At 63.9% G+C, this 14,219-nt stretch carries 8 protein-coding genes; 1 reads left to right on the forward strand and 7 read right to left on the reverse strand.

What is annotated here, in order from left to right; translation table 11 throughout:
• Positions 1-4 precede the first annotated feature (4 nt).
• From panD to rpsL, 5 genes are all read right to left on the reverse strand, one after another.
• On the reverse strand, positions 5-415 hold the full coding sequence (panD, locus tag EAH68_RS04725) for an aspartate 1-decarboxylase (protein WP_042620704.1): 411 nt from the start codon (positions 413-415) through the stop codon (positions 5-7).
• An 87-nt stretch (positions 416-502) separates the two neighbouring features.
• A complete protein-coding gene (gene tuf, locus EAH68_RS04730) occupies positions 503-1,693 on the reverse strand; it encodes an elongation factor Tu (RefSeq protein ID WP_126120181.1) in 1,191 nt (396 codons plus the stop codon).
• Between the two features lie 364 nt (positions 1,694-2,057).
• Complete coding sequence (gene fusA, locus EAH68_RS04735) at positions 2,058-4,181, reverse strand: elongation factor G (RefSeq protein ID WP_126120182.1); 2,124 nt, start codon at positions 4,179-4,181, stop codon at positions 2,058-2,060.
• A gap of 317 nt (positions 4,182-4,498) precedes the next feature.
• Positions 4,499-4,966 (reverse strand): 30S ribosomal protein S7, encoded by a 468-nt coding sequence (rpsG, locus tag EAH68_RS04740; protein WP_126120183.1) that lies wholly within the window; start codon positions 4,964-4,966, stop codon positions 4,499-4,501.
• A 3-nt stretch (positions 4,967-4,969) separates the two neighbouring features.
• Positions 4,970-5,341, reverse strand: a complete 372-nt coding sequence (rpsL, locus tag EAH68_RS04745) for a 30S ribosomal protein S12 (protein ID WP_126120184.1) — start codon at positions 5,339-5,341, stop codon at positions 4,970-4,972.
• Between the two features lie 319 nt (positions 5,342-5,660).
• On the opposite strand from rpsL, the gene EAH68_RS04750 reads away from it, so the two are divergent.
• Positions 5,661-6,323, forward strand: a complete 663-nt coding sequence (locus tag EAH68_RS04750; RefSeq protein ID WP_241228293.1) for a DUF1707 SHOCT-like domain-containing protein — start codon at positions 5,661-5,663, stop codon at positions 6,321-6,323.
• Between the two features lie 75 nt (positions 6,324-6,398).
• On the opposite strand, the gene EAH68_RS04755 is transcribed toward EAH68_RS04750, so the two are convergent.
• Both EAH68_RS04755 and rpoB read right to left on the reverse strand, forming a co-directional pair.
• The gene (locus EAH68_RS04755) at positions 6,399-10,409 is read right to left on the reverse strand and encodes a DNA-directed RNA polymerase subunit beta' (RefSeq protein WP_126120185.1); all 4,011 of its coding nucleotides are present in this window, start codon (positions 10,407-10,409) and stop codon (positions 6,399-6,401) included.
• Between the two features lie 58 nt (positions 10,410-10,467).
• Positions 10,468-13,968: a DNA-directed RNA polymerase subunit beta gene (rpoB, locus tag EAH68_RS04760; RefSeq protein WP_206436357.1), complete on the reverse strand. Its 3,501-nt coding sequence runs from the start codon at positions 13,966-13,968 to the stop codon at positions 10,468-10,470.
• Positions 13,969-14,219: the final 251 nt, after the last annotated feature.

Below are 14,219 nucleotides of genomic sequence, written 5' to 3' on the forward strand. Positions count from 1 at the left end.
CCGCTCAGATGTTCCGGGCGGAGACGGTGTCGGAACCGGGGACGGCCTCGGCGATGTCGTTGCCGAGGGCGACGATGCGGTTGTTCTCGTCGACGTGGACGATGCGTGGCTCATACTCGAGAGCCTCGTCGAGGGTGGCCTGCAGGTAGGAGATGAGGATGACGATGTCACCCGGGTGGATCAGGTGCGCGGCGGCACCGTTGATGCAGATCTCGCCGGTGCCGGGGCGGCCCGTGATCACGTAGGTCTCCAGCCGCGCCCCGTTGGTGACGTCGACGATGGCGACCTTCTCCCCCTCGATGAGGCCGGCCGCTGCGAGCAGGTCGGCGTCGACCGTGACGGAACCGACGTAGTTGAGGTCGGCCTGGGTGACCGTTGCGCGGTGGATCTTGCTGCCGAGGATGGTTCTGAGCATGACAGAGAAGATACCCGCCGGGGCAGAAATACCAAAAGGGCCCGGAGGAAATCCTCCGGACCCTCTCAGGTCAGATACGTGAAGTTGTTACTTCAGGATCTTGGTGACACGGCCAGCGCCGACGGTGCGGGAGCCCTCGCGGATAGCGAAGCGCAGGCCCTCGTCCATGGCGACCGGCTGGATCAGGGAGACAGTCATGTCGACGTTGTCGCCCGGCATGACCATCTCGGTACCCTCCGGCAGCTTCACGACACCGGTGACGTCGGTGGTGCGGAAGTAGAACTGCGGACGGTAGTTGTCGAAGAACGGGGTGTGGCGGCCGCCCTCATCCTTGGACAGGATGTAGACGGAACCCTCGAACTCGGTGTGCGGGGTGTAGGCACCCGGCTTGATGATGACCTGGCCGCGCTCGACGTCCTCGCGCTTGATGCCGCGGAGCAGCAGACCACAGTTGTCGCCGGCCTCGGTGTAGTCGAGGAGCTTACGGAACATCTCGATACCGGTGACGGTGCTGGTGGTGGACTTCTCCTTGATGCCGATGATCTCGACATCCTCGTTCACCTTCAGGGAGCCACGCTCGACACGGCCGGTGACGACGGTGCCACGACCGGTGATGGTGAAGATGTCCTCGACCGGCATCAGGAACGGCTTGTCGGTCTCGCGGACCGGGTCCGGGATGGAGTCGTCGCAGGCCTGCATGAGCTCCAGGACGGAGTCGACCCACTTCTGCTCGCCGTTCAGGGCGCCCAGAGCGGAGATGTGGATGATCGGAGCCTCTTCGTCGTAGTCCTGCTCAGCCAGCAGCTCGCGGACCTCCATCTCGACGAGCTCGATGATCTCCTCATCGTCAACCATGTCGCACTTGTTCAGTGCAACGAGGATGTACGGGACGCCGACCTGGCGAGCCAGCAGCACGTGCTCGCGGGTCTGCGGCATCGGGCCATCGGTGGCTGCGACAACGAGGATCGCGCCGTCCATCTGAGCGGCGCCGGTGATCATGTTCTTGATGTAGTCGGCGTGACCCGGGGCGTCGACGTGAGCGTAGTGGCGCTTCTCGGTCTGGTACTCCACGTGGGAGATGTTGATCGTGATGCCACGCTCCTTCTCCTCCGGCGCCTTGTCGATGGCGTCGTAGGCGAAGGACTCGTTCAGGTCCGGGAAAGCGTCGGCCAGAACCTTGGTGATGGCGGCGGTGGTGGTGGTCTTGCCATGGTCAACGTGACCGATGGTGCCGATGTTGACGTGAGGCTTCGTACGCTCGAATTTCGCCTTTGCCACTGTATGTCCTCCTGGACTTCATGGTGGCTACGAACTTCGCAGCCACGTGGTTGACAGTCGTCATTGACCCCCGGTCCTGTGACAGACGGGGCCCGATGACGTTTTCACAATGTGCCAGTTACACGATCCTAGATTTCAACCGCTGTTTTTTCAAACCACGGCCCGGCTCGCCCGACCGTGTGGACACGGCGTGGAATCCGGGATCTCACGGTGGGTAACGGCCGGCTCAGCAACCACCTGAGGAAGGTGGTTGCTCAGCCCGACCGCTACCTCACCGCGCTGCCGGTTCCGTCCCCTGCTCCCCGACGCCGGCACAGGCGTCAGGGAGCGGACAGGAGACAGCTCCGGCGGTAGAGACTACCGGCTAGTTACCGGTGCGCTCGGAGATGATCTCCTCGGAGACGCTGGAGGGGACCTCAGCGTAGGAGTCGAAGACCATGGAGTAGTTTGCACGACCCTGGGTCTTGGAACGCAGGTCACCGACGTAGCCGAACATCTCGGACAGCGGCACCTTCGCCTTGACCAGCTTGGCGCCGGCGCGGTCCTCCATGGCGTTGACCTGGCCACGGCGGGAGTTGACGTCACCGATGACGTCACCCATGTACTCCTCCGGAGTGGTGATCTCCACAGCCATCACGGGCTCAAGCAGAACCGGCTTGGCCTTGGCGACAGCTTCCTTCAGAGCCTGGGAACCGGCGATCTTGAACGCCATTTCCGAGGAGTCGACGTCGTGGTAGGCACCGTCGATCAGGGTGGCCTTGATGTTGACCAGCGGGTAGCCGGCCAGGTAGCCGTACTGCATGGCGTCCTGGATACCAGCGTCGACGGAGGGGATGTACTCCCTCGGGATGCGGCCACCGGTGACGGCGTTCTCGAAGTGGTAGGTCGGGGACTGACCCTCCTCGAGCTCCTCCGGAGTCGGGGCGTAGGGCTCAATGCCGATGATGACCTTGGCGAACTGGCCGGAGCCACCCGTCTGCTTCTTATGGGTGAACTCGAGCTTCTCGACCGGCTTGCGGATGGTCTCGCGGTAGGCGACCTGCGGGGCACCGACATTGGCCTCGACCTTGTACTCGCGCTTCATGCGGTCGACGAGGACATCGAGGTGGAGCTCACCCATGCCGCCGATGACGGTCTGGCCGGACTCCTCGTCCAGGTGGACGGTGAAGGTCGGGTCCTCCTCCGCCAGCTTCTGGATCGCGGTGCCCAGCTTCTCCTGGTCGGACTTGGTCTTCGGCTCGATGGCAACCTGGATGACCGGATCCGGGAAGTCCATGGACTCCAGGATGATCGGGTTGTCGGTGGAGCAGAGGGTGTCACCGGTGGTGGTGTCCTTCAGGCCGATCACGGCGAAGATGTTGCCCGCGCGGGCCTCCTCCACCGGGTTCTCCTTGTTGGCGTGCATCTGGAAGAGCTTTCCGATGCGCTCCTTCTTGCCCTTGGTGGAGTTCTGCACCTGGTCACCCGGGACCACGCGGCCCGAGTAGACACGGATGTAGGTCAGCTTGCCGAAGAAGGGGTGTGCGGCGATCTTGAAGGCCAGTGCGGAGAACGGCTCGTCGGCGGACGGCTTCCGGGTCAGGGTGGTGGACTCATCGCCCACAGCGTGGCCCTCGACCTCGCCGATGTCCAGCGGGTTCGGCAGGAAGTCGATGACGGCGTCGAGCAGGGGCTGAACGCCCTTGTTCTTGTAGGCGGTGCCGCAGTAGACCGGGTAGATCTCGGAGTTGACGGTCAGCTTGCGGATCGCAGCCTTGATCTCATCGATCGAGAGCTCCTCGCCACCGAAGTACTTCTCCATGAGCTCGTCGTCGGACTCGGCGACGGTCTCGAGCAGCTTCTCGCGGTACTCCTCGGCCTTCTCCAGAAGATCGGCCGGGATCTCCTCGATGATGGCCTCGGTACCGATCTCGGTCTTGCCGGGCCACATGAGGGCCTTCATCTCGAGGAGGTCCACGACGCCGTTGAAGTCGTCCTCAGCGCCGATCGGGAGCTGCATGACCAGCGGCTTGGCGCCGAGGCGGTCGACGATGGTGCCGACGGTGTAGTAGAAGTCAGCGCCCAGCTTGTCCATCTTGTTGATGAAGCAGATACGCGGAACGTCGTACTTGGCGGCCTGACGCCAGACCTGCTCAGACTGCGGCTCCACGCCTTCCTTGCCGTCGAAGACGGCGACGGCGCCATCGAGGACGCGCAGGGAACGCTCGACCTCGACGGTGAAGTCGACGTGACCCGGGGTATCGATGATGTTGATCTGGTTGTTGTCCCAGAAACAGGTGACGGCAGCGGAGGTGATCGTGATACCGCGCTCCTTCTCCTGCTCCATCCAGTCGGTGGTGGCGCCACCGTCGTGGGTCTCGCCGACCTTACGGTTGATGCCGGTGTAGAAGAGGATGCGCTCGGTGGTGGTGGTCTTACCGGCATCGATGTGGGCCATGATGCCGATGTTGCGGACCTTGTTCAGGTCCTTAAGCACTTCTTGTGCCACAGTCTTACCCCAACTTGTAGATCTTCGACGCCCTCGGCGGGTATGCCTCAGACGCCGTCAGTGAATAGTTCTCGTTCAATTCTGCCATTGATTGGTCGTACTGGCATCAGTCGGAAAAACTCCGCCGACATCAGACCCTACGACACCCCATGGCCGGGTGGCTCGCGTCAGCCCGGGACACCTGCCCCGGGAGACACCAATGGCCCCATCGACGAGTCGCCTCAGCGCCGCCCCGGCCGACCCGCCGGAACGGTGGGACGGTGAGGGACGGACGTGCGTGCGGCTGCCGACTGGGCCATGTGTGGTTTTCTGTCCTACTACCAGCGGTAGTGGGCGAAGGCGCGGTTGGCCTCGGCCATCTTGTGGACGTCCTCGCGGCGCTTCACGGAGGCACCGAGACCGTTGGACGCGTCCAGGATCTCGTTGGCGAGACGGTCAACCATGGTGTTCTCGCGACGCTGACGGGTGAAGGTGACCAGCCAACGCAGAGCCAGGGTGTTGGAGCGGCCCGGGCGGACCTCAACCGGAACCTGGTAGGTGGCGCCACCAACGCGACGGGAGCGGACCTCGAGGTCCGGGCGGATGTTGCCCAGGGCCTTCTCGAGGGTGCCGACCGGATCGGTGCCGGTCTTCTCGCGGCAGGACTCGAGGGCACCGTAGACGATGCGCTCAGCAGTGGACTTCTTGCCGTCGACAAGCACCTTGTTGACCAGCTGGGTCACGAGCTCGGAGCTGTAGACCGGGTCCTTGACGACGGGACGCTCGGGTGCACGGTTCTTACGCATTGTTTACTGTCCCTTCTTGGCGCCGTAGCGGGAGCGGGCCTGCTTGCGGTCCTTGACACCCTGGGTATCGAGGGTGCCGCGGACGATCTTGTAACGGACACCCGGGAGGTCCTTCACGCGACCACCGCGGACGAGCACCATGGAGTGCTCCTGCAGGTTGTGGCCCTCACCCGGAATGTAGGCGGAGACCTCGACGCCGGTGGTCAGGCGCACACGGGCGACCTTACGCAGAGCGGAGTTCGGCTTCTTCGGGGTGGTGGTGTACACGCGGGTGCACACGCCACGACGCTGCGGGGAACCCTTCAGGGCTGCGGCGTTGATCTTCGCGGCCTTGTCGTGGCGACCCTTGCGGATCAGCTGCTGAATAGTGGGCATAACCGTCTTTCTGTGTTGATCGGCTTATCCGGCCGGATGAGCCGACCGAGAAAACTTGCTGAGAGTTTCTTTCTCGCCTGCGACGAAGCCACATGTCTTTTAAACGTGCGAAAACCCGTCGGCCGCTCTCGCTGGCTTACCGGGTAAAAGTGCAGGCTCCCACCATCGAGATGTGGGACTTCTGAGCACGTTACCGGAATCTACTCCCACAACCCAAATCCCCCCGCTTTGACACGAGGGCGATGGACATGCCGTATCCCGTCAGACGGCAGGAAAAAGAGGGCGGCGCAGGCACCGGAAGGGCCGTACCATCGACTGTATGGACGATTCAGAACCGCGTATCCGGGCCAGCGACGAGGACCGCAACAAGGTCGCCGCGGCCCTGAGTGAGGCATTCTCCCAGGGCAGGCTGGACTACGGGGAGCTTGACGAACGCACCCGTCAGGTATGGGCGACCCGCTACCGGGATGAGCTGCTCATCCCGCTGCAGGACCTCCTGTCCGACCCCGCCGAAGTACTGAAAGGTCAGCTGCCCGTCGTCCGCCCAGACAGCGCCCCCACCCCGGCTGCCCACCCCTCCCCCGCCGTACGACAGGTCACGCGGGAGGAGGGTGGTGACGCATTCAGCCTCTCCATCATGGGCGGAACAGAGAAGAAAGGCGACTGGCTCTGTGCGCCCGGGCACGTCTCCCTCGCGCTCATGGGTGGCAACGTGGTTGACCTGCGGCACGCCCGACTCGGTTCACGTGAAACCACCATCACCGCCGTGGCTCTCATGGGCGGGGTGGACATCATCGTCCCCGAGGACATGCGCGTGATCTCCGACGGCATCGGCATCATGGGGGCCTTCAGCATCCAGAGCGACAAGGATGTCTCCCTCCGCCATGAGGATCTGCCCGCTGACGCTCCCGTCATCCGCGTCCGCGGACTGGGACTGATGGGCGCGGTCGTGATCACCCGCAGGCGCCGCGGGGACGACTGACCCGGGTGCCGGAACAAGAAGCTGCCCCTGCCCCACCGGAGTGGGACAGGGGCAGCTTCTCGGCACATACCGTGACTAGAGCTGGAACTCCTCGTCCAGCGGCACAGAGGCGCCGGTGAACTCGGCGTAGCCGTCGTCACCGTAGATGGAGTCACCGTAGGTCGGGATCGAGTAGGCCGCGTTACGGGCTGCCTCGGTCGGCTTGACCTCGATGTTGCGGTAACGGGAGATACCGGTACCGGCCGGGATCAGCTTACCGATGATCACGTTCTCCTTGAGACCGATGAGCTGGTCGGAGCGCTTGTTGATCGCGGCGTCCGTGAGCACGCGGGTCGTCTCCTGGAAGGAGGCGGCCGACAGCCAGGACTCCGTGGCCAGCGAGGCCTTGGTGATGCCCATGATCTGGTCACGCAGCTCCGCCGGCTGACCACCCTCGGCCCGGAGTGCCGCATTGACGCGACGGGCCTCGGTGAGGTCGACCAGCGTACCCGGCAGGTAGTCCGTGGAACCGGCGTCAATGACGGTACCGCGGCGCAGCATCTGACGGATGATGATCTCGATGTGCTTGTCGTGGATGGCCACACCCTGGGTGCGGTACACAGCCTGCACCTCGTCGATGAGGTGCTTCTCCACACCACGACGACGCAGCACGCGGAGCACATCATGCGGGTCAGCAGGGCCGCGGAGCAGGCGGTCGCCGAGCTCCACATGGTCACCGCTGCGCAGGGTGCGCTCGATGAGCACCGACGGGTTGTTGTCCATCGGGACCCGCACCTGTGCGAGACCCTGTCGCTTGGACAGCTTCTCGTAGATCTTCTCCTCGGTGCCGTCGTCGGAGGTCAGCGTCAACTTGTAGAAGTTGCCGTCGTCCTCCAGCTCGACGGTGCCCGAGAACTCCGCGATCGGGGAGGCGTTCTTCGGCACGCGGGCCTCGAACAGCTCCTGAACACGCGGCAGACCGCCGGTGATGTCACCACCGACACCACCCTGGTGGAAGGTACGCATGGTCAGCTGGGTGCCGGGCTCACCGATCGACTGGGCGGCGACGATGCCGACGGCCTCGCCGATGTCGACCAGCTGGCCTGAGGCCATGGACTTGCCGTAGCACTTGGCACAGACACCGGTGTGGGTCTGGCAGGTCAGCACGGAGCGGACCTTGACCTCGGTGATGCCGGCGGCCACGAGCTCGTCGATACGCATCTCCGTGAGGTCGGAACCGGGCTCCAGGTGGAGACCGGATGCCTCGTCGACCAGCTCGGTCGCCAGGACACGGCCGGAGACGGAGGTCTCCACCAGCGAGTGGCGGGTGTACCCCGTGACCTCGCCTGCGGCGTTCTTCGCCTCCACCGCGACCGGCACGCGGACACCCTGGCGGGTACCGCAGTCGTCCTCGCGGACGATGACGTCCTGGGCCACGTCCACGAGACGACGGGTCAGGTAACCGGAGTCCGCGGTACGCAGGGCGGTGTCGGCCAGGCCCTTACGGGAGCCGTGCGAGTTGTTGAAGTACTCGAGAACCGACAGTCCCTCCCGGAAGGAGGTCTTGATCGGACGGGTGATGTAGTCACCCTTCGAGTTCACGACCATGCCCTTCATGCCGGCCAGGGTCCAGATCTGGCGCATGTTACCGGCGGCGCCCGACTTCACGATCATCGGGATCGGGTTGTCGTCCGGGTACATCTCCTCGACGGCCTTACCCACCTTGTTGGTGGCGTCCTGCCAGAGCTCGACGAGACGGTCGTAGCGGTCACGCTCACGCAGCGCACCCTTGACCCAGAACTTGTGCTCGATCTCGCGTGCCTCGGCCTCGTAGGCCTCGAGGATCTCCTCCTTGTTCGGCAGAACCAGAACGTCGGACATGGCGATGGTGACGCCGGAACGGGTCGCCCAGTAGAAGCCGGAGTCCTTCATCTTGTCCATCGTCTGCGCGACGGTGATCATCGGGTAGCGGGCCGCGAGGTCGTTGATGACGTCGCCGAGCATGATGAAGCCCGGGCCGCCGCCCTTACGGACCATGACGCCCTCAAGGTACGGGTAGTTCCACGGCATGAGCTCGTTGAACATGACCCGGCCCAGGGTGGTGTTCGCGGTCCAGGACTGACCCTGCTCCCAGCCGTCGGGGAACTGCTCGGCCTCGATGTCCGCCGGGGGACGCAGGTGGTCGATCCGCACGCGGATCGGCGCCTGCAGCCCCAGGGTACCCAGGTCACGGGCCATGATGGCCTCGGCGAAGGAGGAGTAGTCGCCCTGTGCCGGACCGTTCTCGTCGGCCGGCTTGTAGGCGCCCTGGCCGCCGATCTCGTCTTCCTTCTTGTCCATGGTCAGGAAGTACAGACCGGTGACCATGTCCAGACGCGGCATCGCCAGCGGCTTACCGGAGGCCGGGGACAGGATGTTGTTCGAGGCGAGCATGAGGACGCGTGCCTCGGCCTGGGCCTCCGCGGACAGCGGGAGGTGGACGGCCATCTGGTCACCATCGAAGTCGGCGTTGAAGGCCTCACAGGCCAGCGGGTGCAGCTGGATGGCCTTACCCTCGACGAGCTTCGGCTCGAAGGCCTGGATACCCAGTCGGTGCAGGGTGGGGGCACGGTTGAGCATCACCGGATGCTCGGAGATGGCCTCCTCCAGCACGTCCCAGACCTCGGGACGCTGACGCTCGACCATGCGCTTCGCGGACTTGATGTTCTGCGCGTAGTCGTTCTCCACCAGACGCTTCATCACGAAAGGCTTGAACAGCTCGAGGGCCATCAGCTTCGGCAGACCACACTCGTGGAGCTTCAGCTGCGGGCCGACGATGATCACGGAACGACCCGAGTAGTCGACACGCTTACCCAGCAGGTTCTGACGGAAGCGGCCCTGTTTGCCCTTGAGCAGGTCGGACAGCGACTTCAGCGGACGGTTACCCGGTCCGGTGACCGGACGGCCGCGACGGCCGTTGTCGAACAGTGCATCGACGGATTCCTGCAGCATGCGCTTCTCGTTGTTCACGATGATCTCGGGCGCGCCGAGGTCGATCATGCGCTTGAGGCGGTTATTGCGGTTGATCACGCGACGGTAGAGGTCGTTGAGGTCCGAGGTGGCGAAACGGCCACCGTCGAGCTGGACCATCGGACGCAGCTCCGGCGGGATCACCGGGATGCAGTCGAGGACCATGCCGGCCGGGTCGTTGCCGGAACGCTGGAACGCAGCGACGACCTTGAGGCGCTTGAGGGCACGCATCTTCTTCTGGCCCTTGCCCTCATTGATGATGGTGTGCAGTTCCTCGGCCTCGGCGTCGAGGTCGAAGTTGCGGATGAGGGTCTGGATGGCCTCCGCGCCCATGCCGCCGGTGAAGTAGTCCTCGTAGCGGTCGATGAGCTCCTCGTAGATGGTCTCATCGATGATCATCTGCTTCGTGGCGAGCTTGGTGAAGGTCTGCCAGATCTCCTCGAGACGGTCGATCTCACGCTCCGCACGCTCGCGGATGTGCTGCATCTCCTTGTCAGCGGCGGTCTGCACCTTGCGGCGGGCGTCGGCCTTGGCGCCGGCGGCCTCGAGCTCGGCGAGGTCCTCCTCCAGCTTGGCGGCACGCTCCGCGATCTCGGTCTCGGCGTCAGCCTCGACGTCCTTCTTCTCCAGGAGCATGTCGGCTTCGAGGGTGGACTGGTCGTTGTGACGTGCCTCCTCGTCGACGGAGGTGATGATGTTCGCGGCGAAGTAGATGATCCGCTCGAGATCCTTCGGCGCGAGGTCCAGCAGGTAGCCGAGACGGCTCGGGACACCCTTGAAGTACCAGATGTGCGTGACCGGGGCGGCCAGCTCGATGTGGCCCATGCGCTCACGACGCACCTTGGACTTGGTCACCTCGACGCCACAGCGCTCACAGATGATGCCCTTGTAGCGGACACGCTTGTACTTTCCGCAGGCGCACTCCCAGTCCCGGGTGGGGCCGAAAATGCGCTCACAGAACAGACCGTCCTTCTCCGGCTTGAGGGTGCGGTAGTTGATGGTCTCCGGCTTCTTGACCTCGCCCTTGGACCAACGACGGATGTCGTCGGCGGTAGCCAGGCCAATGCGGAGCTCTTCGAAGAGGTTTACGTCAAACACGTAACTCCCTTTCCCCTCCCGGACGGGAGGGATTGAATGGCGGATATCGGGTCAGAGGTTAGGAGGCGTCGACGTCGGAACGCTCGTCATGGGACAGGTTGATGCCCAGTGAGGATCCACCACCGTCCATGTCGTCCTCGTCATCAACAGACAGCTCCATCGGGGTACCGTCGGCGGCGAGGACCTCGACGTTCAGGCACAGCGACTGGAGCTCCTTGAGGAGAACCTTGAAGGACTCGGGGATACCCGGGTCGGGGATGTTCTCGCCCTTGACGATGGCCTCGTAGACCTTGACTCGACCGACCACGTCATCGGACTTGATCGTCAGCAGTTCCTGCAGGGTGTAGGCGGCGCCGTATGCCTGCATCGCCCACACCTCCATCTCACCGAAGCGCTGGCCACCGAACTGGGCCTTACCGCCGAGCGGCTGCTGGGTGATCATGGAGTACGGGCCGGTGGAACGGGCGTGGATCTTCTCGTCCACCAGGTGGTGGAGCTTGAGCTGGTACATGTAGCCCACGGAGACCGGGTACGGGAAGGGCTCACCGGAACGGCCGTCGAAGAGCATCGTCTTGCCGTCTCCGTCGACCATGACCTCACCGTCACGGTTCGGACGGGAGTTGCGCAGCAGGCCGGCGAGCTCCTCGTTGGTGGCGCCGTCGAAGACCGGGGTGGTGGTCAGCGAATTAGCCGGGACGTCGTAGAGCTCTTCCGGCAGGGTCTGGATGAGCTCGGCGTTGGCCGGATCCTCCGGGTCGACCTGCCAGCCGGCAGCGGCCAGCCAGCCGAGGTGGATCTCCAGGACCTGGCCGATGTTCATACGGCGCGGCACACCATGGGTGTTCAGGATCATGTCCACCGGGGTGCCGTCCGGCATGAACGGCATGTCCTCCGGCGGGAGGATCTTACCCACGACGCCCTTGTTGCCGTGGCGACCGGCGAGCTTATCGCCGTCCTGGATCTTGCGCTTCTGGGCGACGTAGACGCGGATCATCTCGTTGACGCCCGGTGCCAGATCGTCGTCGTCCTCGCGGGCGAAGCGACGGACACCGATGACCTTGCCGTTCTCACCGTGCGGCACCTTCATGGAGGTGTCGCGGACCTCGCGGGCCTTCTCTCCGAAGATGGCGCGCAGCAGGCGCTCCTCCGGGGTCAGCTCGGTCTCGCCCTTCGGGGTGACCTTGCCCACGAGGATGTCGCCGGCACGGACGTCGGCACCGATGCGGACGATACCGCGGTCATCGAGGTCGCGCAGGACATCCTCGGAGACGTTCGGGATCTCACGGGTGATCTCCTCGGCGCCCAGCTTGGTGTCGCGGGCGTCGATCTCGTGCTCCTCGATGTGGATCGAGGTCAGGATGTCCTGCTCGACGAGGCTCTGGTTGAGGATGATCGCATCCTCGTAGTTGTGGCCCTCCCACGGCATGAAGGCGACCAGCAGGTTGCGGCCCAGCGACATCTCACCGTTGTGGGTGCCCGGACCGTCGGCGATGACCTGGCCGGCCTCGACGCGCTCGCCCATGTTCACCAGCGGGGTCTGGTTGTAGCAGGTGCCCTGGTTGGTGCGCTCGAACTTGCGCAGCAGGAAGGTGTCGCGGATGCCCTGGTCGTCCATGATGGTGATCAGGTCGGCGGAGACATTCTCGACGACGCCGGCCTTCGGCGCGATAACCATGTCACCGGCGTCGTAGGCTGCACGCTTCTCCATGCCGGTGCCCACGAACGGGGCCTCGGCGCGGACCAGCGGCACGGCCTGCTTCTGCATGTTCGCACCCATGAGGGCACGGTTGGCGTCATCGTGCTCGAGGAACGGAATCATCGCGGTACCGATGGAAACCATCTGACGTGCGGAGACGTCGATGAAATCGACGCCCTTGCCGTCCGTGACGGCGATGTCGCCGTCCTTGACACGGACCTCGACGCGGTCGGAGGTGATGTAACCCTCCGCATCACGCTCGACAGAGGCCTGCCCGATGGCGTAACGGTCCTCCTCGTCAGCGGTGAGGTAGTGCACCTCATCGGTGACCTGGCCGTCGACGACCTTGAGGTACGGGGTCTCGATGAAGCCGAACGCGTTGACGCGTGCGTAGGAGGAGAGCGAACCGATCAGACCGATGTTCGGACCCTCAGGGGTCTCGATGGGGCACATGCGTCCGTAGTGGGACGGGTGCACGTCACGGACCTCGATGCCCGCGCGCTCACGGGACAGACCACCCGGGCCGAGGGCGGACAGACGGCGCTTGTGGGTCAGACCCGACAGCGAGTTGTTCTGGTCCATGAACTGGGACAGCTGGGAGGTGCCGAAGAACTCGCGGATCGCGGCCGAGACCGGACGGACGTTGATCAGCGAGGTCGGGGTGATGGACTCGGCGTCCTGGGTGGTCATGCGCTCACGCACGACACGCTCCATACGCGACAGCCCCACACGGACCTGGTTCTGGATGAGCTCACCGACGGTACGCAGACGACGGTTGCCGAAGTGGTCGATGTCGTCGACGTTGACCGGGATGGTCTCACCGGTCGGCGAGGTCATGTTGCGCTCACCGGTGTGCAGGCGGACCAGGTACTCCAGGGTGGTGGCGATGTCCTCTTCCGTGAGGGTGGTCAGACCCTCGTGGTCGCCGCCGAGGCCGAGCTTGCGGTTGACCTTGTAGCGGCCGACCTTGGCCAGGTCGTAGCGCTTCGGGCGGAAGAAGGCGTTGTCGAGCAGGGAACGTGCGAGATCGCGGGTCGGCTGCTCGCCGGGACGCTGCTTACGGTAGATCTCCAGCAGAGCCTCGTCGACGTTCGCGACGCCGTCGGACTCCAGGGTGGACATCATGATCTCGGAGAAGCCGAAGCGCTCCTTGATCTGCTCGGTGGTCCAGCCCAGTGCCTTCAACAGGACGGTGACGGGCTGGCGACGCTTACGGTCGATACGGACACCCACGGTGTCACGCTTGTCCACGTCGAACTCCAGCCAGGCACCACGCGAGGGGATGACCTTGACGGAGTGCAGCGGACGCTCGGTGGACTTGTCGATCGTCTGATCGAAGTACACACCCGGGGAGCGAACCAGCTGGGAGACAACGACACGCTCGGTGCCGTTGACGATGAACGTGCCCTTGTCGGTCATCATCGGGAAATCACCGATGAAGACGGTCTGGGACTTGATCTCCTGGGTTTCGTTGTTGATGAACTCCGCGGTCACATACAGTGGCGCGGAGTAGTTGATGTCCTTGTCCTTGCACTCATCGATGGTGTGCTTGACATCCTCGAATCGCGGGGTGGACAGGGAGAGGGACATGTTCTCGGAGTAGTCCTGAATCGGGCTCAGCTCTTCGAGAATGTCCTCAAGACCACTGGTGACGTGGGCTTCCGGCCCACGCTCCTCCTGCTGGCGGGCGCGCCACTCGGGCGTACCGATCAGCCATCCGAAGGATTCACGCTGCAGGTCAAGGAGCCCCGGAACCTCAATCGGCTCTGCGTTCTTCGAAAACGAGTAACGCTTCGGAGTTCCGGGGATATCGGCCACTGACTTGGTCTGGCGGGAGACTGCCAAGATGGGTCCTTCCAGCACCTCACGCGGAACTGTGGCTGCTCTGGCGTACAACCACCGAATCCGCTGGTAATTTTAGCATTCGGTCTGCTGTGGAATGACCGTCCCCAGATAGCACAAAATCACCTTGTCAAGTCGACTTTTCCAGGTCGATCGATCAAGGTTGACGTGATGGCCAGAGACGAATTCCAGCGCAACGAAACAGCCTATATCAAGTTCTCTGAATTGTAAAGCCCACCGACGCGCCGATTAGCTTCCGGATTCACGCCGGG

Origin of the sequence: Corynebacterium hylobatis, from assembly GCF_003955685.1 — a bacterium.
In the GTDB taxonomy this organism is placed as follows: Bacteria; Actinomycetota; Actinomycetes; order Mycobacteriales; family Mycobacteriaceae; genus Corynebacterium; species Corynebacterium hylobatis.

Excerpts from the sequence above, each read along its gene's own strand:
- panD (WP_042620704.1), bottom strand. The coding sequence starts at position 415 with ATGCTCAGAACCATCCTCGGCAGCAAGATCCACCGCGCAACGGTCACC.
- rpsG (WP_126120183.1), bottom strand. The coding sequence starts at position 4,966 with ATGCGTAAGAACCGTGCACCCGAGCGTCCCGTCGTCAAGGACCCGGTC.
- rpsL (WP_126120184.1), bottom strand. The coding sequence starts at position 5,341 with ATGCCCACTATTCAGCAGCTGATCCGCAAGGGTCGCCACGACAAGGCC.
- EAH68_RS04750 (WP_241228293.1), top strand. The coding sequence starts at position 5,661 with ATGGACGATTCAGAACCGCGTATCCGGGCCAGCGACGAGGACCGCAAC.